28 protein-coding genes are annotated in these 23,953 nt (G+C 74.3%); 12 read left to right on the top strand and 16 right to left on the bottom strand.

What is annotated here, in order from left to right; translation table 11 throughout:
• Nucleotides 1-35 precede the first annotated feature (35 nt).
• The gene (locus tag ACSMHG_RS14155; protein ID WP_435746188.1) at nt 36-554 is read left to right on the top strand and encodes a VOC family protein; all 519 of its coding nucleotides are present in this window, start codon (nt 36-38) and stop codon (nt 552-554) included.
• Here ACSMHG_RS14155 and ACSMHG_RS14150 read toward each other — a convergent pair.
• The 4 genes from ACSMHG_RS14150 to ctlX form a co-directional block, all read right to left on the bottom strand.
• Nucleotides 551-811: a DUF1059 domain-containing protein gene (locus tag ACSMHG_RS14150; RefSeq protein ID WP_435746186.1), complete on the bottom strand. Its 261-nt coding sequence runs from the start codon at nt 809-811 to the stop codon at nt 551-553. The genes ACSMHG_RS14155 and ACSMHG_RS14150 overlap by 4 nt on opposite strands.
• A gap of 65 nt (nt 812-876) precedes the next feature.
• The gene (locus ACSMHG_RS14145) at nt 877-1,737 is read right to left on the bottom strand and encodes a sigma-70 family RNA polymerase sigma factor (RefSeq protein ID WP_435746184.1); all 861 of its coding nucleotides are present in this window, start codon (nt 1,735-1,737) and stop codon (nt 877-879) included.
• Nucleotides 1,738-1,851: 114 nt separating this feature from the next.
• The gene (locus ACSMHG_RS14140) at nt 1,852-2,007 is read right to left on the bottom strand and encodes a hypothetical protein (protein ID WP_435746182.1); all 156 of its coding nucleotides are present in this window, start codon (nt 2,005-2,007) and stop codon (nt 1,852-1,854) included.
• 83 nt (nt 2,008-2,090) lie between these two features.
• A complete protein-coding gene (ctlX, locus tag ACSMHG_RS14135; RefSeq protein ID WP_435746180.1) occupies nt 2,091-3,131 on the bottom strand; it encodes a citrulline utilization hydrolase CtlX in 1,041 nt (346 codons plus the stop codon).
• A 111-nt stretch (nt 3,132-3,242) separates the two neighbouring features.
• On the opposite strand from ctlX, the gene ACSMHG_RS14130 reads away from it, so the two are divergent.
• Nucleotides 3,243-3,716 (top strand): SigE family RNA polymerase sigma factor, encoded by a 474-nt coding sequence (locus ACSMHG_RS14130; RefSeq protein WP_435746178.1) that lies wholly within the window; start codon nt 3,243-3,245, stop codon nt 3,714-3,716.
• Complete coding sequence (locus ACSMHG_RS14125; protein WP_435746176.1) at nt 3,713-4,663, top strand: PASTA domain-containing protein; 951 nt, start codon at nt 3,713-3,715, stop codon at nt 4,661-4,663. Before ACSMHG_RS14130 ends, ACSMHG_RS14125 begins: the two co-directional genes overlap by 4 nt.
• Here the strand turns inward: ACSMHG_RS14125 and ACSMHG_RS14120 are convergent.
• Entirely contained in the window at nt 4,639-5,202 is a 564-nt protein-coding gene (locus ACSMHG_RS14120) for a protein-L-isoaspartate O-methyltransferase family protein (RefSeq protein WP_435746174.1), read from the bottom strand. The genes ACSMHG_RS14125 and ACSMHG_RS14120 overlap by 25 nt on opposite strands.
• A 39-nt stretch (nt 5,203-5,241) precedes the next feature.
• Nucleotides 5,242-5,625: an ArsR/SmtB family transcription factor gene (locus tag ACSMHG_RS14115; protein ID WP_435746172.1), complete on the bottom strand. Its 384-nt coding sequence runs from the start codon at nt 5,623-5,625 to the stop codon at nt 5,242-5,244.
• A 101-nt stretch (nt 5,626-5,726) separates the two neighbouring features.
• Here ACSMHG_RS14115 and ACSMHG_RS14110 point away from each other — a divergent pair, with 101 nt between their 5' ends.
• The gene (locus tag ACSMHG_RS14110) at nt 5,727-6,167 is read left to right on the top strand and encodes an ArsI/CadI family heavy metal resistance metalloenzyme (RefSeq protein WP_435746170.1); all 441 of its coding nucleotides are present in this window, start codon (nt 5,727-5,729) and stop codon (nt 6,165-6,167) included.
• 6 nt (nt 6,168-6,173) lie between these two features.
• Here ACSMHG_RS14110 and ACSMHG_RS14105 read toward each other — a convergent pair whose 3' ends face one another.
• The gene (locus ACSMHG_RS14105) at nt 6,174-7,013 is read right to left on the bottom strand and encodes a hypothetical protein (RefSeq protein WP_435746168.1); all 840 of its coding nucleotides are present in this window, start codon (nt 7,011-7,013) and stop codon (nt 6,174-6,176) included.
• 27 nt (nt 7,014-7,040) lie between these two features.
• Nucleotides 7,041-7,517 carry a CBS domain-containing protein gene (locus tag ACSMHG_RS14100; protein ID WP_435746166.1) on the bottom strand — a complete coding sequence of 159 codons (477 nt, stop codon included), beginning with the start codon at nt 7,515-7,517 and terminating at the stop codon, nt 7,041-7,043.
• Nucleotides 7,518-7,758: 241 nt separating this feature from the next.
• Here ACSMHG_RS14100 and ACSMHG_RS14095 point away from each other — a divergent pair, with 241 nt between their 5' ends.
• On the top strand, nt 7,759-9,111 hold the full coding sequence (locus ACSMHG_RS14095; RefSeq protein WP_435746164.1) for a DUF2254 domain-containing protein: 1,353 nt from the start codon (nt 7,759-7,761) through the stop codon (nt 9,109-9,111).
• Between the two features lie 9 nt (nt 9,112-9,120).
• On the opposite strand, the gene ACSMHG_RS14090 is transcribed toward ACSMHG_RS14095, so the two are convergent.
• Nucleotides 9,121-9,756: a hypothetical protein gene (locus ACSMHG_RS14090; RefSeq protein ID WP_435746161.1), complete on the bottom strand. Its 636-nt coding sequence runs from the start codon at nt 9,754-9,756 to the stop codon at nt 9,121-9,123.
• Between the two features lie 160 nt (nt 9,757-9,916).
• On the opposite strand from ACSMHG_RS14090, the gene ACSMHG_RS14085 reads away from it, so the two are divergent.
• From ACSMHG_RS14085 to ACSMHG_RS14075, 3 genes are read left to right on the top strand one after another with little or no spacing between them, the layout of a single operon-like run.
• Nucleotides 9,917-10,912: a GDSL-type esterase/lipase family protein gene (locus ACSMHG_RS14085; protein WP_435746159.1), complete on the top strand. Its 996-nt coding sequence runs from the start codon at nt 9,917-9,919 to the stop codon at nt 10,910-10,912.
• Nucleotides 10,913-10,941: 29 nt separating this feature from the next.
• The gene (locus tag ACSMHG_RS14080) at nt 10,942-11,304 is read left to right on the top strand and encodes a hypothetical protein (protein WP_435746157.1); all 363 of its coding nucleotides are present in this window, start codon (nt 10,942-10,944) and stop codon (nt 11,302-11,304) included.
• A 26-nt stretch (nt 11,305-11,330) separates the two neighbouring features.
• A complete protein-coding gene (locus ACSMHG_RS14075; protein ID WP_435746154.1) occupies nt 11,331-12,116 on the top strand; it encodes an inositol monophosphatase family protein in 786 nt (261 codons plus the stop codon).
• A 7-nt stretch (nt 12,117-12,123) separates the two neighbouring features.
• Here ACSMHG_RS14075 and ACSMHG_RS14070 read toward each other — a convergent pair whose 3' ends face one another.
• Together ACSMHG_RS14070 and ACSMHG_RS14065 are read right to left on the bottom strand one after the other, a co-directional pair.
• The gene (locus ACSMHG_RS14070) at nt 12,124-13,707 is read right to left on the bottom strand and encodes an alpha/beta hydrolase fold domain-containing protein (protein WP_435746152.1); all 1,584 of its coding nucleotides are present in this window, start codon (nt 13,705-13,707) and stop codon (nt 12,124-12,126) included.
• A 187-nt stretch (nt 13,708-13,894) separates the two neighbouring features.
• Entirely contained in the window at nt 13,895-14,440 is a 546-nt protein-coding gene (locus tag ACSMHG_RS14065; protein ID WP_435746149.1) for a hypothetical protein, read from the bottom strand.
• 87 nt (nt 14,441-14,527) lie between these two features.
• On the opposite strand from ACSMHG_RS14065, the gene ACSMHG_RS14060 reads away from it, so the two are divergent.
• Both ACSMHG_RS14060 and ACSMHG_RS14055 read left to right on the top strand, forming a co-directional pair.
• Nucleotides 14,528-14,941 carry a hypothetical protein gene (locus ACSMHG_RS14060; RefSeq protein WP_435746146.1) on the top strand — a complete coding sequence of 138 codons (414 nt, stop codon included), beginning with the start codon at nt 14,528-14,530 and terminating at the stop codon, nt 14,939-14,941.
• Nucleotides 14,934-17,225 (top strand): MMPL family transporter, encoded by a 2,292-nt coding sequence (locus tag ACSMHG_RS14055; RefSeq protein ID WP_435746143.1) that lies wholly within the window; start codon nt 14,934-14,936, stop codon nt 17,223-17,225. Before ACSMHG_RS14060 ends, ACSMHG_RS14055 begins: the two co-directional genes overlap by 8 nt.
• Here the strand turns inward: ACSMHG_RS14055 and ACSMHG_RS14050 are convergent.
• Genes ACSMHG_RS14050 through ACSMHG_RS14035 form a run of 4 tightly spaced genes read right to left on the bottom strand, consistent with a single transcriptional unit; the run spans nt 17,214 to nt 20,171 of the window.
• Entirely contained in the window at nt 17,214-18,008 is a 795-nt protein-coding gene (locus tag ACSMHG_RS14050; RefSeq protein WP_435746140.1) for a tyrosine-protein phosphatase, read from the bottom strand. The two genes, ACSMHG_RS14055 and ACSMHG_RS14050, sit on opposite strands and share 12 nt — an antisense overlap.
• Nucleotides 18,009-18,024: 16 nt before the next feature.
• Entirely contained in the window at nt 18,025-18,861 is an 837-nt protein-coding gene (locus ACSMHG_RS14045; protein WP_435746138.1) for an anti-sigma factor, read from the bottom strand.
• Between the two features lies 1 nt (nt 18,862).
• Complete coding sequence (gene sigK, locus ACSMHG_RS14040) at nt 18,863-19,465, bottom strand: ECF RNA polymerase sigma factor SigK (protein ID WP_435746136.1); 603 nt, start codon at nt 19,463-19,465, stop codon at nt 18,863-18,865.
• Between the two features lie 49 nt (nt 19,466-19,514).
• The gene (locus ACSMHG_RS14035; protein WP_435746134.1) at nt 19,515-20,171 is read right to left on the bottom strand and encodes a fasciclin domain-containing protein; all 657 of its coding nucleotides are present in this window, start codon (nt 20,169-20,171) and stop codon (nt 19,515-19,517) included.
• 204 nt (nt 20,172-20,375) lie between these two features.
• Between ACSMHG_RS14035 and ACSMHG_RS14030 the strand changes: the two genes are divergently transcribed.
• Together ACSMHG_RS14030 and ACSMHG_RS14025 are read left to right on the top strand one after the other, a co-directional pair.
• Entirely contained in the window at nt 20,376-21,905 is a 1,530-nt protein-coding gene (locus ACSMHG_RS14030) for a molybdopterin-dependent oxidoreductase (RefSeq protein ID WP_435746131.1), read from the top strand.
• A 77-nt stretch (nt 21,906-21,982) separates the two neighbouring features.
• Nucleotides 21,983-22,747, top strand: a complete 765-nt coding sequence (locus ACSMHG_RS14025; RefSeq protein WP_435746129.1) for an enoyl-CoA hydratase family protein — start codon at nt 21,983-21,985, stop codon at nt 22,745-22,747.
• Between the two features lie 213 nt (nt 22,748-22,960).
• Here the strand turns inward: ACSMHG_RS14025 and ACSMHG_RS14020 are convergent.
• A partial coding sequence (locus ACSMHG_RS14020) for a hypothetical protein (protein ID WP_435746127.1) occupies nt 22,961-23,953 on the bottom strand: 993 nt, incomplete at its 5' end.

Below are 23,953 nucleotides of genomic sequence, written 5' to 3'. Positions count from 1 at the left end.
CTGCTGTCGGGGCCGGTCCGGCCTACGGTGGCGGCATGTACCTGGAGAACGTCGTCGTGGACGTGGTCGACCCGCAGCGGCTGGGCCGCTTCTGGGAGGCGGCCCTCGGGACCCAGCGGCTCACCGACGAGCCGGACGGGTTCGAGACCCGGCTCGCCGTTGAGGGCGGGCCGGACCTCGACCTGTGCTTCCAGCGCGTCGGCGAGCCGCCGTCCGGCTCGCCGCGGCTGCACCTCGACCACCGCGACGCGGCGTTCTGGGCCTGGCTGACCGGCTGGGACGACGCGGGCAGCGCCACCGCGCCGCGGACCCTGCGCCACCCCGCCGGGCGCGGACCGCTCCTGGAGCTGTGCCCGGAGCGGTCCGCGAAGGGGGCGAAGAACCGGCTCCACCTCGACGTGCGGCTCGAGGCAGGAGAGGACCCCGACGCGGCGGCGGCCGGCATCGTGGAGCGTGGTGGGTGTGAGCTGCCTGCGCAGTGGGGCGACCTGCCGTGGCGCAGCTACCTGGACCCGTCCGGCAACGAGCTCTGCGTGCTGCCGGCCCGCTCCTAGGGTCGGGCCTCGCCCGGAACCCGGTCCTCCGGCAGGTCGGCGAAGGCCTGCTTCATGTCGCGGTACCAGCCCAGCGACTTCTTCGGGTGCCGCCAGCGGCTCTTCATGGCGTCGCGTGCCTCCTGGTGCGTGGCGTCGCCGGCCTTCTCGGCCTCCTTCAGGTGCTGGTCCTGGGCCTTGATGACGTCGTCGGCGGTCTCCCCGTGGTGGGCGAGGTCGCAGGGACCCCCGAGGTCGCGGCAGGTCATGGTCTTCATGGTCGTCTCCTTCGGTCGTGGCGTTCTGGTCTGTTGACGGACGGAGCGGCGCGGATGTGACCGCGTCAGCGTGGCGAGCTTCCGCGCGCCTGCTCGCGCGCCTGGCCGCCGTCGCGGCGCACCACCTGGGCGAGGACCTCGGGCGCCGCGCGGAAGGTGATGGCCCGGACGAGGCCGTCGGCGACGGTGAAGTCGAAGACCACCTTGGCGGCGCCGAGGTGGAACCACGCGGCCCCCGGCCGGTCGCCGACGAAGACGGGGAGTGCGGCGGTGGCGCTGCCGTTGAAGAAGGCAGCGACCTCGCCGCGCCCGTCCATCCTCGACGGGGTCCCCACCTGCACGGCGGCGTCGTCCGCGCGGACGACCGCATCCGGCGCGAGCAGCTGCAGCAGGCGGTCGAACTCGCCGTTGCGCGCGGCTGCCATGAAGGCGTCCACCACTGCCCACTCGGCCGCCCGGTCCTCCGCGTGCGGCTGGGCGACCTTGGCCCGGGCGCGCGAGGCGAGCTTGCGGGCCGCGGTCGGGCTGGTGTCGAGGACGCCCGCGATCGTGGAGAACTCGAAGCCGAAGCTGTCGTGGAGCACGAAGGCGACCCGCTCGCGGGGCGAGAGCCGGTCCAGCACGACGTGCAGTGCCAGGCCGACCGTGTCGGCGAGCGCGACGTCGTCGGCCGGGTCGTCGGCGGCCTCGTCCGGCTCGACGTCCTCGACCGGGACCGGGGTGCGCGACCGGAGACGGTCGAGGCAGAGCCGGGTGGTCACGGTCGTGAGCCACGCCGGCAGGTCGCGGACCTCGGCGTCGCTGGTGTGCAGCCGCAACCATGCCTGCTGCACCACGTCCTGCGCCTCGGTCGGGTCCCCGAGCACTCGGCTCGCCACCCTCTCCAGGCGTGGCCGTTCGGCCTCGAACGCCTCTGTCGGGTCCACGTGCGCCACCTTTCCACGGCTCCTGGTCACCCTGCTGACGCTCAGGAGGGGCGGGATGTGACCGTGCGCCGGTGCTGACGACGCTCGGCGTCCGTCACCGGCTCGGGGGCCTGCTCACCAGGTCGTGACGAAGTAGAACGCTCCGGCCAGGCTGGCGAGGACGCCGAGCATCACCGCGGCGCTCCCCGTGGTGCGGGCCCACGGTGCTTCCGCCGCCGTCGTGGCCTGCCACGCCACGGCGGTCGCAGCGGGCGGTCGAGGCTCGTCCATCCTCCGAGCAGCAGCGCGACGATGAAGACGAAGGACGCGCGGACCCGAGCCTCGGCATTGGTGTTCATCGGCTCACCGCAGGGTCAGGCGACCACGTCTGCCATCGCGACGTCCTGGCCGTCGGCGGTGGTCGGGTGCTCCTCGTTGATGGCCGAGACCGCCACGCTGAGCTCGCCGTCGGCCGCGACGGGTCGCCGGTCGAGGTGGATGCCCGCGATCATGCAGCGCACCGAGCCGCCGGCGAGCTCGATGGTGGGGATGTCGACGGAGACGATCTCGCACGACTCCTCGATCGCCGCGACCTGGTCGGGGCGCAGGCTCCGGCGGGCGCGACCGGACATCGCCATGACGTAGCGGCGCCGGCCCTGCGGCGTACGGCCGCACAGCTCCACGGCGTTGCCGGCGAACTCCCGCACCTGCTCCTCGGTGAGGGGTACCACGGTCCGGCCGGTGACCGCGAGCCGCTCGCGGATCTGCTCCCGGCGGTGCTCGTCGGGGATCATCTCGAGCGCGATGAGCGCGACATCGGTGCCGACGCAGGCGATGACGTTGGTGTGGTAGACCGGCACGCCGCTGGAGTCCACGGCCTCGAAGGCCATCGGCTCGTAGTTGAAGTCGCTGCAGAACCGCTCGAGCACGTGGGAGTCGGCGCGGTGGCTGACCGCCATGTACGCGACCCGCGACACGTGGTCGAGGACCATCGCGCCGGTCCCCTCGAGGAAGATGCCGTCCGGCTCCAGGCCGGAGTAGTCGACGATCGCCTGGCACCGGTACTCCGACTTCAGCATCTCCAGGACGTCGGCCCGCCGCTCGTGCCGCCGGTTCGAGGCGTACATCGGGTAGACGGCCACGTAGCCACCTGAGTGGGTGGAGAGCCAGTTGTTCGGGAAGACGCTGTCCGGACGGGTGTGGTCGGCGTCCTCGAAGACGTGGACCCGGACCCCGGCGTCCCGCAGGGCCTGCGCGAGCGCGTCCATCTCGGCGAGAGCCTTGACCGACGTCGCTTCCTCGGACTGGCCGGCCGGGACGTCGCGCTGGAACGCGTTGTCCGCGGCGGTGGCCGGGTTCGGCACGAACCGCTCGGCACGGACGAGGATCACGGCGGTGGGGGCTTGGGCGCTCACGCTCGGAAGGTAAGCCATGACGGTCCTGCACGCCGCCTTCGCGGTGCCACCGGGAACCGAACGAGGGGCCTCACCGGTCGTACGGTCAGGACCGGCCGAGAGGACCCAGCCTTGGACTTCGACGAGTACGTCGCAGCGCGCCGCGTCGCGCTCGTGCGCGCCGCGGTGCTGCTCGGCTGCCCGATCGTCGATGCCGAGGACCTCGTGCAGACGGCGCTGCTCAAGTGCTACCGGTCCTGGCGGAAGGTCCAGCGAGCCGACCGGCCGGAGGCGTACGTGCACCGCATCCTCGTCAACACCTGGCGTGACGCCCGTGCGCGCCGCTGGCACGGCGAGGTCCCCACCGACGAGCTGCCCGAGCCGGCGCTGCCCGACGCCGACCTCGCCGGCGGTGCCACGGTGCGCGCCGCGCTGGCGGGGATGTCCGTGGAGCACCGCGAGGTGCTGGTCCTGCGCTACTGGGCCGACCTCTCCGAGGCGGACACGGCCTCCGCCCTCGGGCTCCCCGCCGGCACCGTCAAGTCCCGCACGGCGCGCGCCCTCGCAGCGCTCGCCGCCGACCAGTCACTGCGGAGCATTCGATGACCGAGCCAGACGCCGATCGCCACGCCGACCACCACGGGTGCCACGCCGGGGACCACGACGGCTGGGCGCGCCGACTCATGCATCGGGCGGGCGAGTCGATCGAGGTGGCGCCCAGCGGCCCGCTCCGCGAGGGCCGCCCCGGTCGCCGTGGCACCTGGCAGCTGGCGGCGGTGGCGGCGGTCGTCGTGGCCGTCGCTGGCTCGGGCCTCGCCCTCAGCGACCGCTCGCAGGGGCCCGAGCCGGCCGGGCGGGGCGACCGGGTCCCGGTCGTGACGCCCTACACGCAGGTGCCACAGGTCTTCGGGCACACGCGCGAGTCCGCGGCGGAGCTGCTCGAGGCGGGCGGGCTCACGGTGGTGGAGGAGGGGCTGGCGAGGTGCGACCCACCGGGGCGCGCGCTGGCCACTGATCCGCCCGCCGCCGCGCCTGTCCCCGACGACGGCGTCGTGGTCCTCCTGCACTCCGAGGGCTACGCCGCGCTCTCCTGCGAGGACGACATGGCCGCGCGCTCCGAGGCGTGGGGAGTCGTCGACTTCCTGACCGGCCGCGGGCCTGCTCCGATCTTCGCGCCGACGGTCACGTTCGTGCTCGACGGGGAGACCCGGACGCTGACGGCCGAGGAGGCGGCTGACCCGGCGTCGTACGCGCCGCTGCCGAGCCGGGTGACCGAGGCGCTGGCCCAAGCGCCGACCGGCGCGCAGGTTTCGGACCTGAAGCTCTACCTGGACGCACGGCGCACGGCGCACCCGGCGGGCCGGTGCGGCGTCACCTTCAGCCCCTCGGGCAAGGGCCGTGAGGCGCTGGAGGTCGTCATCGACATCACGACCCAGGGGTTCTACGTCGGCTGCTCGGTCGACCTGGCCGTCTACCGGGACCCTCGGACCGGCGCCGTCGACACCATCGAGGCAGCGATCAGGCCGGATCACACCAGCGGGACGAACCGGTAGTGACCCTCCCGGCGGACGACGACCTCCTCGCCGCGCCGGTCCACGACCAGCATCTGCCCGGCCACCGGGATCACCATCCGGCCGCCGTCGGCGAGCTGCGCGACGAGCGCCTCCGGGAGCTCGCTCGCACCGGCCGAGACCAGCACCCGGTCGTACGGCGCCCGGCCGGGGTCGCCGGGGACCTCCGGGTCGGCTCGCGTGATCGACGCCCATGGGCGAGCGCAGCGGGCCAGGTGGGTGCGGCCCATCTCGACCAGCTCCGGCACGATCTCCGTCCCGACGACCGATCCGCCGGGCCCCGTGAGGTGGGCCAGCAGGGCGGTCGTCCAGCCGGAGCCGGTGCCCACGTCGAGGACCCGGTGACCGGGGCGTACCTCGAGCAGCCGGAGCATCGTCTCGACCGTCCGCGGCTGGCTGTTGGTCTGGCCGTGGCCGATGGCCAGCGGCCCGTCGTGCGCCGCGTGGTCTCGCACCGTGTCCGGCAGGAAGTCGGCCCGCGGTGTCGCGGCGAAGGCTGCTGCGACGGCGTCATCGGCCATGTCGCCCGGTTCCCACCAACGGCTGGCCGAACCAGCGCGTCAGGGGTGGGCGAGCGCGGCGCGCAGCTGCTCGAGTGCGGCCGGCACCAGCCCGTACCAGACGTTGCGCCCGCGCTTCTCGCTGGTGACCAGCCCGGCGTCGGCGAGCACCTTGAGGTGGTGGCTCACGGTGGGCTGGCTCTTGCCGATCGGCTCCACGAGGTCGCACGCGCAGACGACGCCGCCCTCCGCGGTCGCGAGGAGCGAGACCAGCCGCAGTCGCACGGGGTCGCCGAGGGCGGCGAACCGGCGGGCCAGTGCGGCCGCCGGCGCCTCGCCGAGCACCTCGGCCGTGAGCGGCGCGCAGCAGGGCGAGACCTCGGGTTGTGCCAGCACGGGCAGCGGGCGCCCGGCGGCCACCTGCGCGGTGTTCGTCGTCGTCACGTCGACCACTCTAGCCCATCCATTGACGATCGCCGATATGTCTGCCAGGCTCATCCATCGACAGCGGTGAATACGTCACTGCACGAACCGAGGAGGACCACATGTCCCGCATCCAGCTCGCCCTCAACGTCGACGACCTCGACGCCGCCACCGACTTCTACCGCCGGCTCTTCGGTGCGGAGCCGGCCAAGACCCGTCCGGGGTACGCGAACTTCGCGCTCACCGACCCGCCGCTCAAGCTCGTGCTCCTCGAGAATCCCGGCCACGGCGGCACCCTCAACCACCTCGGCATCGAGGTCGCGGACCTCGACGCCGTCGACGCGGAGCAGAGCCGGCTCGCCCAGCACGGTCTCGCCTCCACGGACGAACGTGGCGTCACCTGCTGCTACGCCAAGCAGGACAAGTTCTGGGTCGAGGGAACGCCGGGTGGTGAGCGCTGGGAGGTCTACACCGTGCTGGCCGACAGCCCGACGTTCTTCGCCGACGAGGACGCTGGCGCGCCGCAGTGCTGCGGGGCCGAGGAACCAGCCGGCTGCTGCTGACGCGCGTCACCCCCCGCCGAGGGCGGTCACGCCGAGGAGCAGCGCCGCGTAGAAGCCCAGGCCCACGAAGAACCACGTCGTCGAGGACCGGCGTGCCGAGGGCAGCTCCTCCTTGAAGACATTGAGCATCACGCTGCCGGCCAGGAACGCCAGCAGGATGCTCACGGTGATCGACGTGGTCGGCGCGAGGAGGGCGGCAAGGGCCCACCCGACCACCAGTGCGCCCGCGAGCAGCAGCCGCGGTGTCCAGCGGTCGAAGCGGTCGCCGTAGTGCTCCTCCAGCCCGCGGTCGGAGAGGACGAAGTGCAGGCCCATGGCGATGGTGAAGAGCACCGCGAACCCGACGCCCGTGCGATAGGTGAGCGGCAGCGTGTAGGTGATGACGGCGTTGTAGGGGACGAACGCCCCGATGTGCAGCCAGAAGACGGCCGCCGGCGGCGTCTGCTGCCGGGCGGGGCCCTCGGTGGAGGCCGCCGCGTGGTGGTCGCGCCCCGAGCGGCGCTGCGCCACCCGCTCGAGGGCGTAGAACAGGGAGAAGCCGCCGAGGGCGACGAGGAAGATGCCCACCTCGGTCAAGGCCGTGCGCTCGGCCGTCTCGCCGAAGACCTCGCGCAGGGCTTCGTTGCCCTCGGCCAGCTCGGGCAGCAGGTGGAGGAAGACGTAGGAGACGGCGAGGCCACCGGCGAAGGAGCCGGTAGCGTGCTCGGGCACCAGGGGCAGCTTGCGGATGTGCGGGGCCAGCAGGTGAAGGGCCACCAGCGCCAGGGTGGACACCAGCCCGAGGACGACCGCGGTGGGGGTGCTGACCTCGACGCCGTTGGTGACGCTCTCCGCAGCACGGACCATGCGGCGGCGGTTCCCCGCCGGCCGACGTCACATGCGTCCGCGGACGCGCTCCTGCTCGGCCTGGCGTTCGGCCTGTCGCTCGGTCACGTCGTCGTCGCTGCAGAAGCCGGTGAGCCGGCGTTTGAGGCACAACAGCCCCACGAGCCCGCCGTCGGCGTCGACGACCGCCAGCCGGCGGATCCCCGCCTCGACCATGCCGCGGCGTACCTCCTCGGCCGGCACGTCGGCAGCCACGATCCGCCCGTCGAGCCGGGCGAACGGCGCCGCAGGCTCACCGTCGGCCGCCGGCGCGGGGAGGTCGGACCGGGTCAGCGTGCCGCGGAGCCGGCCGTCCTCGACGAGGAGCGCCATGTGCACGTGCCCGTCCTGCAGTGCGCCGCGGGCCTCGCCCACCGTTGCCGTCCCCGGCAGCACCCACGGCCGCCGGACCATGACGTCGGCGACGGTGCCCGGCACGGGCCGCGCTGGGTCCGCCGACTGCTCGACGGTGCACCCTCCGCTCACGACGGCCTCCCTCCGAGAGCTCGCTGCGTCGGCCGGTCTATCGTCCCAGGTCCGCGAGGGCCGGTTACCCCTCGGGTGGGGACGCCATGCGTGGGAGGTGCGTGAGACGTCGGGGTCGAGGACCTGGACGACCAGGTCCGATCGTCGCGGGTGGTCGTCGGATGGTGACCGGTCGGTCGAGTGTGGGCCGCGGCCGATCGGGGTATCTCCGACCTCGGCGGTCTGGGGAACGGAGGGACAGATGGACAGCTCGCGCTGGAACCGGGGGCCGCAAGGGGGCCGGCCGCTCGCTGCGGCGTTGTGGACCTGGCCCGCGGTGGCGGTCGTCGTGGCGGTCGCCGCGGGGATCGGCCTCAGCCGGGTGCCGACGCCCGACGGGTGGCTGCGCACGGTGCTGTGGCCCGGCGACGCGAAGTCCCTCTCCACCTTGGTGCAGGTGGTCGGTGCCTCGGTGATCACGGTGGCCACGCTGACCTTCTCGGTGACGGTCGTGGCGCTGCAGCTCGCCTCGCAGCAGTTCTCGCCGAGGCTGCTCCGCGAGTTCACCCGGGACAAGGTGACCAAGGCGGTGCTCGCCGTCCTCGTCGGCACGTTCGCCTTCGCCGTGACCCTGCTGCGGGAGATGCGCTCGGGCGGCGAGGTCCCGGTCGTCGCGGGGTTCGTGCTCTCCCTGCTCTCCCTGCTCGTCCTCTGTGCGCTGCTCGGCTTCATCACCCACGTCGTCCGGATGCTGCGCGTCGACACCATGATGCTGAACGTCCACGACGAGGCCGGCCGGGCCATCGAGGCCTACTACCCGCCGTACGGCGACCCGGGCCCCCGGCCCCTCGAGCCGGACGCCGTGCCCGCGGGCGACCCGGCGGTGCTCCCGGCGCAGCGCGGAGGGTTCCTCCGCCGGGTCGACGTCGAGGGCCTCGTGGCGACGGCACGCGACCACGGGGCCTTCGTCCAGCTGCTCGTGCGCGCCGGCGACCACGTCGTCCACGGCACGCCGCTCGCGCTGGCCTGGGCGGACACCGGCGGGCCGCCGGAGGACGCCGAGGCGGTCACCTCGGCGGTGCACGACATCCTCACCTTCGGCTACGAGCGGACGCTCGAGCAGGACTCCGCCTTCGGCTTCCGCCAGCTCGAGGACATCGCGGTCAAGGCGCTCTCACCCGGCATCAACGACCCGGTGACCGCCGCCCACGCCATCGGCCACATGAGCGACCTGCTCGTCCGGTTGACCCGGTGCCGCCTCGGACCGACGGTCCACGAGGACGACGCCGGCCGCGGTCGCGCGGTGGTGCCGGACCGCGACTTGCGCTACTACCTCGACCTCGCGTGCGGCCAGGTCCGGCGGTACGGCGCCGGCGAGTCGACCGTGCTGGTCGCCCTGCTGCGGATGCTCCGCGACGTGGCCGTGGCCGCCCGCGACGAGGGCCAGCGGGCCGCGGTCGTGGAGCAGGCCGACCGGATCGTCGCGGCCGCCGAGACCGCGCAGCCCGCCGACCGGGAGCCGATCGAGGACCTCCGCGATCGGGTCACCGCTGCGCTCGAGGGTCGGCTGGTCGACGCGTACGGCGACCGGGCGGGCGAGACCAGGTCGATCTGAGCCGCGAGGTCAGCGGGAGCTGATCTGCCCGGCGAGGCGCTCGGCGGCGTGCCGGACCAGCGCAGCGTCGTCGAGCACGGCTCGCTCGGGCACCAGCCCGCCGAGGAGGGCGACCGGCTGGGTCAGCCAGGCCCAGGCGCGCCACGGATCCATCCCGGCGCGGAGGAGCGGGGCCAGCACGCCGGCGAGCTCCGGCCGCAGCCCACCGTCCTCGTCGAGCTGGAAGGCCGGGACGATGCGGGCCTCGTCGGCAGGCACCACGAGCAGCCGGTGCTCGGAGGCGGCCTTGTGCACGGCGAACCGGGTCGCGTTGACCGACGTGCCCCGTACGTCGGCGAGCGCCTCGTAGTCGTACCAGGGGGTGGCGAGCAGCTCCTCGCGCAGCCGGGCCTGTCGCGCGAGCACGAGCAGCGCGACGGGCACCGCGTGCTCCGGCTCGGTGCCCTCCGTGCGCAGCAGGCGGTCGAGGTCGGCCAGCTGCTCGGCGTCGAGCGGGCGGCCGGTCGCCGGGTCGCTCCACCGTGCACGGCCTTCCTCGTCGCGCGCGAGCGTGGGCAGCCCCGCCTCCGCGAGGTGGCCGACCAGGCCGAGGCGCTCGATCGTGGTGGCGAGCCGCTCGGCCAGCTCGTCGTCCGCCGGGGTCATGCCGCCAGCCTGCCGCATGGCCGATCGGGCGGTGCGCGCTGCTCGACGGTGGGTGATGATGCTCGGTGACACCCGTCACAGGCCGTCACGCCTGCCGTCCGCTCGCGTTGAGCCTGGGTCGGACGTCACCGACCTCGCGAACCGTCAGCCTGGAGTGCCCGTGCCCCGCCGCCCCGCCGCCCTGCTCGCCACCGCCTGCACCGCCCTCACCGCGGTCGCCGCCACGCTCGTGCCCGCCACGGCCCAGCCGGCGACCCAGCCGGTGACCCAGCCGGTGACCCAGCCGGTGACCCAGCCGGTGACCCAGCCGGTGACCCAGCCGATGAGCCCGTCGATGGCTCCGTCGACGGCACGGCCGGCCGGCCGGCAGACCTCGTGGAGCGGCCCCCTGCGGTACGTCGCGCTGGGGGACTCCTACAGCGCCGCGTCCGGCGTCCTGCCGCCCGACCCGCAGGCGCCGCTCCCCTGCCTGCGCTCGATCCGCAACTACCCGCACGTCCTCGCGAAGCGGATCCGGGCCGACCTGACCGACGTCACCTGCGGAGCGGCGGAGACCAGCCACTTCCGCGAGGCGCAGTACCCCGGTGTCCCGCCGCAGCTGGACGCCCTGGGTCGCCGCACCGAGCTGGTCACCATGACCATCGGTGGCAACGACAGCGGCGTCTTCATCAACGCCATCCTGCGCTGCGGCGTCGCCGGGCTCACCACCCTCGGTCAGGGCAGCCCCTGCCGCCAGCAGTACGGCTCGTCCTTCGAGGACACGGTGCGCGGCACGACGTACCCCTCGCTGGTCCGAGCGCTGCGCGACGTCCGCAAGCGCGCGCCCCGGGCCGAGGTCGCGATCCTCGGCTACCCGTGGATCCTCCCGGAGAAGGGCGGCTGCTTCCACATGATGCCGGTCGCCGAGGGCGACGTGCCGTACCTCCGCAGCCTGCAGCGCACCCTCAACGACGCGGTGCGCCGGGCAGCGCGCAGGACCGGGGCGACCTACGTCAACCTCAACAGGGCGTCCGACGGCCACGACGCCTGCCAGCCCCTCGGCACCCGGTGGGTGGAGCCGGTGCTGCTCGGCACCAACCCGGTGGTCGTCCACCCGAACGCGCTCGGCGCCCAGCGGATGGCGGCGCGGACGATCCGGGTGCTCGGCCTGCGGTGAGCCGCCGGCCGGCGTGCGACGATCGACCGGTGACCCGAGCAGCTCGTGCCGCCGCCGGCGCGCTGGCCCTGGTGGCTGCGCTGGCGGTGATGCCGGTCGCCGGTGTGCCGGCAGCCGCGGAGGAGCCCTCGGCCGGCGCGGCGGTCATCGACCGCTACGACCGCGTGGTCGCCCGCCTGCAGGTGCCCCCGGACCCCGCCGCGCCGCTGCGCGAGCGGGTGCAGGCGATCGTCCGGTACGCCGGTATGGGGGCCGACCACGACGCGCGGCTGCGCCTCCGCCTCTTCCGGGACCGGGTCGGCGTCGAGCGGCGCCAAGGTGACCTGACCGTGCGGCAGGCCCGGGCTCTCAAGCGGTTCAGCCGCCGCGCGGCGGAGGCGCTGGGACTCTGATCCCGGACCCGTGCCAGGGTGGGCGGGTGGACACCGACAGCGTGCTCAGGCTGCTCCAGGAGGTCGCAGCCGACGTGATCACCCCGCGGTTCCGCCGCCTGGCCGAGGGCGACGTGTCGTCCAAGAGCCATCCGGGCGACCTGGTGACCGTGGCCGACCGCGAGGCGGAGGTGCGGATCACCGAGGTGCTCCAGCGGGAGTACCCGGCGGCGCTGGTGCTCGGCGAGGAGGCGGAGGCCGCGGACGCCGGCCTGCAGGCCCGCTTCCGCGACGCCGAGCACGCCTTCACCGTGGACCCCGTCGACGGCACGCGGAACTTCGTCAAGGGCTCGCCCGACCACGCGGTGATGGTGGCCGAGCTGCGCGGTCGCGAGGTGGTGCGCAGCTGGATCTGGCAGCCGCAGCACGAGCGCGCCTACGTCGCCGAGCGGGGTGCGGGTGCGTGGTGCAACGGCGAGCGGCTGACCCGGCCGCCGGTCGGCGACGGCCTGCGCGGGATCACGTCCCGGCGCGGCTGGATCGGGCGGGCGCTCGGGACGCTGCGGACCCTGGAGCTCACCTGGACCTGCTGCGGGATGGACTACCCGTGCATCGGCGAGGGCGCCGCGGACTACGCGCTCTACAAGAAGACCAAGCCGTGGGACCACGCGCCCGGGTCGCTCCTGCTCACCGAGGCCGGTGGGTTCGTCGGTACGTTCCGCGGCGAGCCGTACCGGCCGCAGGCACCGGCGCCCGCGGGCCTCGTGGCGGCCGCCGACCGGGCGACGTACGACGTGGTCCGCGGCCTGGTGCCGACCCTGCCCGGCATGTGAGGCTAGTTCACGCCGTGGGTGGCGCAGGGCTGAGCGGCGCGGCCGTCCCGAACGCCTCGGTGAAGTGCCGGGCCGCCGCGCGCTGGGCGTCCTCGGCCTTCTCCAGCACCGCGGCGGCGCCGAAGAACTCGTGCATCACCCCGTCGTAGTGGCGTGCCGTCGTCGCCACGCCGGCGTCCTCGAGCCGGCGGGCGAAGTCCTGCCCCTGGCTCCGCAGCACGTCGCGCTCCGCGGTGACGACCATCGTCGGAGGGAGCAGCGCCAGCCGTTCGGCGGGGAGCCCGAGCAGGTCGATCCGCGGGTCGTCCGCCGCGTCCGGCCGCCCCTCGAAGGCGTGCATCGCCATCCAGGACAGCAGCGCCCGGTTCAGCGGGCGCGCGTCGGCGGCGTCCTCCATCGAGTCGCCGTGCTGCTCGGGGGTGGTCAGGGGGTAGACGCACACCTGGGCGACCGGCAGCGGCTCGCCCGCGTCGGCCAGCTGCAGGCACGTCGCCGGCGCCATGTTCCCGCCGACCGACTCGCCGCCGATGCCGATGCGCGCCGGGTCGCCACCGAAGGAGGCGGCGTTCGCCACGGTCCAGCGGTACGCCGCGAGCACGTCGTCGTGGGCGGCCGGGAAGACCGCCTCGGGGGCGCGCCGGTAGTCGGGGGAGACCACGATCGCGCCTGTCTTGTTCGCGAGGCCGCGGCAGGAGGCGTCGTAGGTGTCGATGTCGAAGAGCACCCAGCCGCCGCCGTGGATCCACATGATCACCGGGCGCGGCCCTGGCCCGCCGGCCTCAGGGGTGTAGATCCGCAGCCGCTGCTCGCCATCGGCGCCGTCCGGGATCATCCGGTCCTCGACGTGGGCGACCGGCTCCGGTCCCTCGAGTCCTCGGTCGGCCATCACCTTCTTCACCGCGTCGTCGGGGCCGGGCTGCTTGCGTGCCTGGTCGGGCTCGAGGATCTCGAACGGCAGCGGCCCCATCGAGGAGTGCGCGTCGACGATCGCCTGGGCCTCGGGGTCGAGCAGGCCGGAGGCGTCGGTCGCCATCTCCTTCTGCTTGCCCGAGAGGACGTCGCGCACGTGGTCCAGCGGCTTGGCCAGCATGCCGGCGAGCCGCTCGGCGAGCCCCTCGCTCGGGGCGTCGGGGTGCGGCCGGGTCGGGGCCTGCCGCTTCGCGGCGAGGAACTCGCGGCCGTACTGCGCCATCCGCTCGGCGCCGGCCTTGCGGCGGAACTCCGGCAGCTCCTCGTCCTCCTCGTCGTGGACGTGGTGGCGGACCAGCTCGACCAGCCGGCTCAGCGCCTCCTCGAAGTCGTCCTCGCCCGGCTCGTGCCGGCCGAGGACGACCAGCAGCTCCTTGATCTCCTGGTGCTCGTGCTCGGCGTCGTCGTGCTCGTCCTCCATGCCGACCTCGGGCCAGACGGGGTAGATCACGGTCTCCTCGGCGAAGGCGTGCAGCGCCAGCTCGAAGGAGACCTGGTCGACGAGGACCCTGCGGTTGCCCCGGCCGGCCTCGAGGTGCTGGAACTGGCGCTCGACGATCGCGTGGTCGTCGGCGATCAGGTGGTCGATGTCGCCGGGCTGGGTGGGGTAGGACAGGGCCACGTCGGCTCTCCTCCGGGTGGGCGTCGGGTGGGGCGTCGGGCGGACCCCGCCGGTACCCGGCGTCCACGACGGCCAACCGACGGCCCGGACGGCGCATCCTCCGGCGTCCAGCGGGTACACGACAGGCCCCGGGACGGACGGAGAGCGACATGCGAACGAGCTGGGAGGGACCCGGTGCCGGCGCCGGTCAGTCCGTGGAGGGCTCCGGCGTGGCAGGCGTGGACGGCGTGGACGGCGTGGCCGGCGTCGTCTCGAGAGCGGAGTCGGTGACCTCCACCTCGCGGCAGGCGTCGACCTGGTCCCGCACGCGGGCGTCGATGTCCTCGAGCTCGTCGAGGAGGTCGATCACCTCCTGGGCCCGCAGCTCCCGGATGGCACTGATGCCTCGCCGCAGCGCGTCCACCACCCGCTGCGCCGAGTCGGCGGCCTCCACGCAGGTGTCCGGCACCACGACCGCGGTCCCCGGCTCCTCGTCCTCGGGGTCGCTGGAGGCGACGCCCGCGGACTCCGGTGCCTCGGTCGCCCCCGTGCCGTCGCCGCCGAGGTCGTCGAGCCCGCCGCCCCCGGCCACGCCGACGAGCAGCCCGCCGAGGACCAGGCCGACCACCAGGGCGACGGCCGGCGCCGCGACGTACCAGCGGGACGGGCGGGCCGGCTGCGGTGCGGTCCCGGGAGGCGTCCCGCCGGGGGTCTCGGGCGGGTTTCCCCCCGTGCCGTCGGTGCTGGATGTCATGGACTTGTCCTCCGGTTCCCGACCGGCGTCCGGGGTGATGGCGTGAGCCCGTCGATACGCGCGGCCGACCCGGCCACCCTACGGCTCATGGACGCAGGCGTCGTCGCGTGGACGGTGCTGTGGCTGGTGATCGGCGGGTGGACCGGCTTCACGATCTGGCAGCTCGCCGAGCTCGGCGACACCGTCACCGCCTCCGGTGAGGCGATCGGGTCGGCCGGCCAGGCACTGCAGTCGCTCGATGACGTCCCGGTCGTCGGCGACCGACCGGCCGAGCTGGGCCGCGAGACCGTGACGACCGCCGACTCGATCCGCGAGCGGGGCCAGGTGGTCAAGGGCCAGCTCCGCCAGCTGGCCATCCTGTTGGGGCTCGCCATCGCGCTGATCCCCACGACGCCGATCGTCGGGCTCTACGGCCCCCTCCGGCTCTCCCGCCGCCGCGAGGACCGCTCGTCGGTGCCGACACCGCGGCAGCCCGGCGACGAGCCGCGGTCCGGTGCCTGAGCCACTCGCGCCCGAACCGGCGTCCGCCCCACCGGGTGCGCGCCCCGGGCGCGCGGCGGGCGTCTACGCCCGCTGGCTGGTGAAGGCCCGTTGGTGGGTGGTCCTCGCCTGGGCCGCGGCCGTGCTCGTCTCGACCACCCTGCTCCCGAGCCTCTCCGAGGGAGACGGCGGCAGCGACCTGGCGGGGCTGGTGCCCACGGACACCGCCGCGGTGCGCACCGAGCTCCGCAGCGTGGAGCTCTTCGGCTTCCCCCTCAGCGCCCGGACCGCCCTGGTGCAGCGCAATCCCGAGGGGCTCACGCCCTACGACCAGGGCCGGACCGCGACGGCGGCGCTCGCCGCCACCCGGAATGAGTACCCGGGTCTCGGGCGCCTCGAGGGCGCGCTGCCGATCACCAACGCCTTCGGCGTCTTCCCGGGCTCCGCGGAGCGCGACACCACGTCGATCAGCTACCTGTTCTTCGGCCCGGAGGTCTCCTTCGGGTACCAGACCCGGGTGGCGGAGCGGTACGCCGACCGCTTCCTCTCCGAGCGCGACGACGTCGTGGGCGTGACCGGCTCGGTGCCGGCGCGGTCGGCGCAGGGTGCGCTGATCCGTGAGCACCTCCCGCTGGTCGAGCTGCTCACCCTCCTGGCCATCGTGGCGATCGTCGGGGTCGCGCTCCGGTCGGTGGTCGCTCCCGTCGTGGCGGTGATCAGCGCCGGCGCCGCCTACGTCATGACCCTCCGCCTGTCCGGCACGCTGGCCGACGTGGTGGGCCTCAGCGTGCCCAGCGAGCTGGAGCCGGTGGTCGTCGCCCTGCTGCTCGGCGTGGTGACCGACTACGTCATCTTCTTCCTCACCGCGATGCGCCGCGAGCTCGAGCACGGCGCCGACCGGCTCGCCGCGGCCGAGGCGGCGACCGCCCGGTACGGGCCGATCGTCGCCGTCGCGGGCTTGGCGGTCGCCGCCGGCACCGGGGCCCTCCTCGTCGCCCAGTCGCTGTTCTTCCGTGCCCTCGGTCCGGCGCTGGTCTTCACCGTCCTGGTGGGGCTGGTCGTCGCGATGACGCTGGTGCCGGCGCTGATGGCGGTGCTGGGGCGGTGGACGTTCTGGCCCTCCCGGCCGCGCCCGCGTCGGCAGGGCGTCGACCGGACGCTCACCGGGCGGTTGTCACGTTGGCTGGTCGCCTCCCGGAGGCGTGCCGGGCTCGTGGTGGCCGCCTGCACCGGCGCGCTCGCCCTCGCGGCGCTGCCGCTGACCGGGCTCGGCCTGGGTGTCTCCTTCGTCGGCTCGCTGCCCGAGGACAGCGGTGTGCGGCAGGCGGCCGACGCCGCCCGGGCCGGCTTCGCGCCGGGCATCCTGTCGCCCACCACCGTGCTCCTCGAGGGCGAGGGCCTCGGCGACCAGCGACCCGCGCTGGACCGGCTCGGCGACCTCGTCGAGCAGCAGCCCGGGGTGGCCGGCGTGCTGGGTGCCGGAGACGTCGAGCGCCGGCTGGAGCGCAGCGTGCTCGTCACCGAGGACGGCACGGCGGCGCGGTACCTCGTCGTGCTCGAGGACCCGGCGCTCGGCGCGACCGCCATCCAGACCGTGGACCGCCTCGAGGACCGGCTCGACGAGCTGATTGCGCGTGCGGGGCTGGAGGTCGACACCGCGGGCCTCGCCGGTGACACCGCCACGGCGGCGGTCGTCGTCCAGCAGACCACCGACGACCTGGTGCGGATCGCCGTCGCGGCGCTGGTCGCGAACCTGCTGATGCTCGTCGTCTTCCTGCGCGCGGTGGTGGCGGCGGTCTACCTGCTGGTCGGCAGCATGCTGTCCCTGGGCGCCTCGCTCGGGCTGACCATGCTCGTCTTCGGCCACCTCTACCCCGGCGCGGGCCTGACCTTCTACGTCCCCTTCGCGGCCGCGGTGCTGCTCCTGGCGTTCGGGTCGGACTACAACATCTTCACGGTCGGCAACGTCTGGGAGGCGGCCGCCGACGCGCCGCTGACGGAGGCGATCGTGACGACCATGCCCAGCACCGTGCGGGCGATGTCGGCCGCCGGGCTGGCCCTCGCGGCCAGCTTCGGCCTGCTGTTCGTCGTGCCGCTGGTGCCCTTCCGCGAGCTCGCCTTCGCGATGGCGGTCGGGATCATGGTCGACGTCCTGGTGGTGCGCTCCCTGGTGGTGCCCGGCATGCTCCGCCTGGTGGGGCCGGTCAGCGCCTGGCCCAGCCGGCGGCTCTCGCGCAAGCGGCGGCGGTCGGTGCGCCTGCCCCGGGTCACCCGGTCGGCGGGCTCGCCGGGGTCAGGCGCGTAGCCGGGCGAGCAGGCGCTCGAGGTCGCTCGGGCCGACGCCGAGGCCGTCGACGACGTACGTGCGGAGGTCGCCGTACGACGCCTCGACGGCCGCCCGGGCGGTGCGGAGGTAAGCCTCGTCGGCGACCATGACGGCCTCGTAGACGGCGACCTTGTCGGGGCCGAGGTGCTCGGCGATGAGGGCGAGGTACTTCTCGCGGGTGGCGGTGGAGAAGGTGTTGGTGAGCAGGTAGTCCTCGAGGACGACGTCGTCCGGGACGCCGAGCAGGCCGAGCAGGACGGCGGCCGCCCACCCGGTGCGGTCCTTGCCGGCGGTGCAGTGGAAGAGCTGGGCGCCGTCGGTCCCTGCCATCCGCGTCAGCAGCTCGCCGAACGACGCGCGGGCCGCGGGGTGCTCCACGAACGCCCGGTAGACCCCGTGCATGGCGGCGAGCGCGGCCTCGCGGGAGCTCAGGCCGGAGACCTCGTCCATCGGGATGCCCCCGACCGGGACGTGGTGCCAGGCCGCGCCGGGGACGGGCACGTCGGGGTGGGCCTCCACCTCGTGGTCGCCGCGGAGGTCGTAGACCGCCGTGATGCCGAGCGAGCCGAGCGCGTGGGCGTCGGCGTCGGTGAGCTGGAGCTCGTTGGAGCGGAAGAGGACGCCCCTGCGGACCCGTCCGCCGTCCGCGGTGGGGTGGCCCTCGCCGCTCCCGGCGAGGTCGCGGAAGTTGTCGGCCGAAGCCAGCCGGACCAGCTCCTCACCGAGGTGCTGGTCGGCCGGCTCGCGCTCGTGGGTGCTCACCCGTGCAGCCTAGGGCTCAGGCCTTCTCGAACGGGATGTAGAGGACCGTGGGCGGGGACGGGACGACCGAGCCGCCAGCCGGCTCCACCGTGATCCCGAAGCCGTCCGCGGTCGCCGGCTGGCCCTGGAGGGGCACGGTGTTGTCCGGCCCCTCGGGCATCAGCCCGGCCGAGACCATGGTCTCGTCGTGCTGCAGCCAGGCCTGGTAGACCTTGCCGTCCGGCGCGGAGGCCATGTCTTCGGTGACCAGCACCGCTTCGTTGAGCGACGCGGAGCGGTAGAGGACCGCCTTCGAGCCGTCCTCGAAGGTGTGCCGGAAGACCTGAGCGTCCTCGGCGGCCTGGATCCGGTCGACGGCCGACGGCGCGGGGGTCGAGGTGTTGTCCTGCCAGGGCTCGAGCACCACGGCGCTGCCGACGCCCACGGCGACGACGGCCGCGGCGGCGGCGAGCAGAGCCGGGAACCGGCGGACCCGCCCGGCGCGGGCGGCCCTGCGGGCACCGAGGTCGGTCGTCGTCGCGGTGGCCTCGGAGTCCTCGGAGTCGTCGGAGGAGTCCTCGGAGGAGGAGCCTTCGGAGTCCTCGGCCTCCGGGGTGTCCTCGGCGACCGGCCCGCGGCCGAGCGGCGGCAGGGGCCGGACGGTGCGGATCTCTGTGAGCACGCGGTTGCGCAGCTCCGGCCGGGGGGTGACCATCGTCGTCTCGGCCAGCAGGGCCGATGCCTCGCGGAGGCTGTCGACCTCCTCCTGGCAGATGTCGCAGCCGGCCAGGTGGCGCTCGAACTGGGCCCGCTCGGCGTCGTCCAGGGCGTCGACGGCGTAGGCGCCGGACAGGGCATGGATGTCGTCGCTCATGTCAGCCTCCTACTCCCATCGTGTCTCGTAGTCTGATCAAGCCGTCGCGGATGCGCGTCTTGGCGGTGCCGACCGGTAGGTCGAGCATGGTGGCCACCTCCGTGTGGGTGTAGCCCCCGAAGTACGCCAGCTCCAGGGCCTCGCGCTGCACGGGCGTGAGGCTGCCGAGTGCGGTGCGGACCCGGCGGGCCTCGAGCGACGCGTGGGCGGCCTCCGCCGTCGCGTCGTGGTCCACCGGCTGGTTCTGGTGATGGTAGTTCTGGTCGCGTCGCGTGGCAGCCTCGGCCGAGCGGACCCGGTCGACGGCCTTGCGGTGCACGATGGTGAGGAGCCAGGCGATCGGGCTGCCCCGGTCGGGGTCGAACCGGCCGGCGGTGCGCCAGATCTCGAGGAACGCCTCCTGGAGGACCTCCTCGGCCTGGGCCGGGTCACGGACCACGCGGATCGCGAGCCCGAGGACCCGTGAGCACGTGGCGTCGTACAGCTGCGCGAAGGCCTGCTCGTCTCCGCGCCCGGCCGACCGCAGCAGGTCGGCCAGGTCGGGCGCCGCGGGCACTCCCCCGGGAGAGGGAGTGCCCGCGGCCACGGGCTTCAAGGGGTCCACCCGTCCATCCTGTCGTGTGCGTCCTCAGCTGTTCGGGGAGTAGTCGGGCTTACGGCATCAAGACGGTGTCGATGACGTACACCGTCGCGTTGGCCGTGGGGATGTTGCCGCACAGGACGGTGGCGTCGCCGACGGTCATGCCCGAGGTGTCGCCCTCGACGGTGATCGTGTCGCCGTTGAGGGTCTCCTGCTCGCCGACGACCTCGTCGGGGCCGAGCTGCTCGGGCACCACGTGGTGGGAGAGGATCGCGCCGAGCATCTCCTGGTCCTGGAGGACGGCCTGCAGGTCCGCCTCGGGGATCTTGCCGAACGCGTCGTTGGTCGGCGCGAAGACGGTGAGGGCCTCGGCGGAGTTCAGCGTGTCGGCGAGGCCGTCGACCTCGCCCACCGCGGTCACGAGCGTCTCGAGCAGCGGGTTGTTGGAGGCCGCGGTGGCGACCGGGTCCTGGACCATGCCGTCGAAGGAGCCCGGGCCGCTGGTCGGCACGGCCGAGCACGCCTCGCCGAAGGTCTGCGCGGCGGCACCCTCCATGGCGGCGTCGGTCTCGGTGTCGGTCATCTCCGACTCGCCCATCTCCGACTCGGTCATCTCGCTGCTGGACTCGCTGGCGGTCTCCGGCTCCTCCTCGCTGCAGGCGGCGAGGCCCAGGGAGAGGGAGATGGCGGCGGCGGCGACGCCGGTGCGGCGCAGGGTCTGGAGCTTCATGGTGGTGCCTCTCTGTCGCTGTTGCTGTTGGTCGTGTCCGGGGGAGTGCCAGCGGCGGTTCCGGGGCTGCCGGTGCCGGCCGCTGTGTCGAGAGGTGTTCGGTCCCGACGGCCGAGCGGATTGGGTCGACCTGGTGACGTGGCTCACGGGAGGCCGGTGCGGGGGCCGGCCCGTCCGAATGGCCGTCCGCTCCGAACCCCCTCTGTGAACAAGCTGCTCGCCGCCCTGGCCGGAATCGTCGCGACCCTCACCGGCGTCGCCGCCGGCCACCTGGTCGCCGCCCTGCTCGACCCCGCCACCTCACCCGTGCTGGTCGTGGGGTCGCAGGTCATCGACCTGACGCCGACGCCGGTGAAGGAGTGGGCGATCCAGCAGTTCGGCACCGCCGACAAGCCGATCCTCGTCGGCTCCGTGCTGGCAGGCGTGGTCCTCCTCGCGGCCGTCGGCGGGCTCCTCGCCCGGCGCCGGTTCGCGTACGGCGCCGCGCTCCTCGCCGTCCTCGTGGCGATCCCGGCGGGGCTGGCCCTGGCCGACGACTCCTCCGGCATCAGCGCGGTGGTGCCGAGCCTGGTCGCCGCGGCCGTGGGCATCGCCGCCCTGTGGTGGCTGGCGAGCCGGCTCCACCGGGCCGGGGGCGGCCGCACCCACGCCGCTGCCGCGGAGGGAGGCGACGGCGCCAGCCGTCGTGGCGTCATCGTCGGCCTCGGCGTGCTCGCCGGCGCCGCGGCCGTCATGGGGGCGGCGGGCCGGTGGATCGGCGCCTACCGGTCCCGGCCGGCCGACGTCACGCTCCCGGCCGCGGCCGACCCGCTGCCGCCGTTCCCCGACGGCCTCGAGGACCGCTTCCCCGGCATCAGCCGGCTCCGGACGCCCAACAGCGAGTTCTACCGCGTCGACACCCGCCTGCAGGTCCCGGTCGTCGACGTCGACGGCTGGACGCTGACCATCGACGGCGACGTCGACCAGGAGGTGTCGTTCACCTTCGACGAGCTGCTCGAGATGCCGCTGGTGGAGCGGGACATCACGCTCACCTGCGTCTCGAACAGCGTCGGCGGCCAGTACGTCGGCGGCGCCCGCTGGCTCGGCGTGCCGCTGGTGGACCTGCTCGCCCGCGCCGGTGTGGGCAACCGCGCGAACCAGATCCTCTCCCGCGACGTCGACGGGATGACCATCAGCACCCCGCTCGCGCTCGCCACCGACGGGCGGGACGCGCTGGTGGCGGTCGGGATGAACGGCGAGCCGCTGCCGCGCGAGCACGGGTTCCCGGCGCGGATGGTCGTGCCCGGCCTCTACGGGTTCATCAGCGCCACCAAGTGGTTGAGCCGGATGACCCTCACGACGTACGAGGCCGAGGAGGCCTACTGGACCGAGCGCGGCTGGGCCACCGACGCCCCGATCAAGATGTCCAGCCGGATCGACACCCCCCGCGCGCTCGCCGAGCTGGAGGCGGGGGAGCAGGTCGTCGGCGGGGTCGCCTGGGCGCAGGCGGACGGCGGCGTCTCGGGCGTGCAGGTGCGCATCGACGGCGGTCCCTGGATGGACGCCGAGCTCGGCCCCGGCGTCGACGAGGACTACTGGCGCCAGTGGTACTTCATGTGGGACGCCACGCCCGGCCAGCACCGGATCGCCACGCGCGTCGTCGACAAGCAGGGCGACGTCCAGCAGGCCGTCCGCGCCGAGCCGTTCCCCGAGGGCTCCAGCGGCATCCAGGAGCTGCTGGTCACCGTCGGCTGACCCTGCGGCTGTCGAGGGCAACCCGGTCACGGTGGGTCCTGGAGCCCGGAGCGGCCGGACGCGGCAGGATGACGGCCATGCCCGACACCCCGCCCGACACCCTGGTGCACTACGCGGTCGCCGACGAGGTCGCGACCATCACCCTGGACTCGCCGCACAACCGCAACGCGCTCTCGGCCCAGCTGGTCACCGAGCTCGGCGACTGCCTCGAGCGGGCGGAGGCGGACCCGGCCGCGAAGGTCGTCCTGCTCCGCGCCGAGGGCACCGTGTTCTGCTCCGGCGCCGACCTCTCCGAGGCGTCGGCGGCCGGCTCCGAGGACGCCCCGCGCGCCATCGTGCGCCTGCAGCGGCTCGTGGTCGCCTCGAGCAAGCCGGTGGTGCTGCGGCTGCAGGGGGCGGTGCGCGCCGGCGGCATCGGGCTGGTCGCGGCCGCCGACGTGGTGGTGGCGGCCGAGGAGGCGACCTTCGCGCTGACCGAGGTCAAGCTCGGCCTGGCCCCGGCGGTCATCTCGCTGACGGTGCTGCCGCGGCTGACGTCGCGCGCCGCGGCGTACACGTTCCTGACGGGGGAGACGTTCACGGCGGCCGAGGCCGAGCGGATGGGCCTGGTCACCCGGGCCGTGGCCGCGGACGCGCTGGACGCCGAGGTCGCCCGCGTGTGCGCGTCGCTGGCGACCGGCGCGGCCCAGGGCCTGCGGGAGACGAAGGCGCTGCTGGCCCGGGACCTCCTCGAGCGGATCGACCGGCTGGGTGACGACGTCGCAGCGCAGAGCGCGCGGCTGTTCGGTTCGGAGGAGGCCCGCCAGGCGATGCAGGCGTTCCTCACCCGCAAGCGCGGCTGACCGGCAGGATCCGGACATGGCAAGGACCCGTCCGGCTCTCCCCCAACGGGGCCGGACGGGTCCTGGCAAGCTCGAGGTTCCTCGGCGCCCCCCGGCGCCGCGTGCGAGCCATCCCCCCGGCGGCTCCCACGACGTTTCCTCGTGCCCGGCAGGTTGCCCTGCCGATGAGTGAAACGCTACGGGCGGCTCGGCAACACGACGTCCACGGCGCGGTCAGCGTTCGGTAACAGTTCCGGCCGCCGTGCCGGCCGACGCGGCGAGCCGGGCGAGTGCCGTCGTCAGTGCCGGTGACGTGCCGAGGCGCTCGCCGTCGATCGCCAGGGCGCCGCACCGGGTCCCGTCGAGGGTCACCGCGTGGGTCGCCCCGTCGTGGCCCGCCAGCAGGGCGACGTAGGACCGGGCCAACGGGTCGCCGGTGCAGGCCGGCGGCTCGGGGTCGAAGGCGCCCAGGGCCAGCACGCGCACCCGTTCGCCCTCGGCGGGGCGGAGCTCGGCCTGCACCGGCGCGGCGCCGTACGCCGGGTCGTAGCTGCACAGCACGGCGGCCGCGACGCCGGTCACCACCAGGTCGGTCTCCAGCCTGCGGGCCCGCGGTCCGGTGACGCCCGGCGGGTCCGTGGGGCAGGTGAGCCCGGTCGTCGGGCCGGTGGGGGCGCCCGACTCCTGGGCGGCGATGGCGCTCATCAGCTCGCGGTAGACCTGGCCGCCGGGCACCACGCGGTAGCCGGGGCTGCGGCGGACGAACGCCGGGCAGGCCGAGGTCTCGCCGTACAGCTCGGTCACGGTGCCGTCGTCGAAGCCGACCTGCACCGAGAACTTGGTCGCCGACGGCGTCGTGCGGCACGGCCCGCTGCGTGGACGGATCTCCTGCCAGCCGCGGACCAGGCTGGCGGCGCCCTCGGTGAGCGCCACGTCGGGCACCAGCGCCGACCCGATGTCGACGGGGTAGTACCGGCCCACGCCGCAGAACCGGGCCCAGGCGGCCTCACCGAGGAGGAAGTCGCCGTGGTTGAGCCCGCTGGCGGTCCGCGGCCGGCACTCCGTCGAGACCTCCACGACGTCCAGGGCGTCCCCCACGCCTCCGGGCCGCTGCTGCTCCACCCACCCCGGGGCCAGCGGCACGAGCACCGCGAGGGCGGCGAAGACGCTCACCGCGCCCAGCGCTCGGCTGCCGCGCACCACCCGCGCCCGCCGTCGGGCGCGCGC

Origin of the sequence: Nocardioides ureilyticus, from assembly GCF_051280745.1 — a bacterium.
GTDB lineage: Bacteria > Actinomycetota > Actinomycetes > Propionibacteriales > Nocardioidaceae > Nocardioides.
Note: the sequence above shows the minus strand (reverse complement) of the source record. Positions and strands in the feature narration are given on the sequence as shown.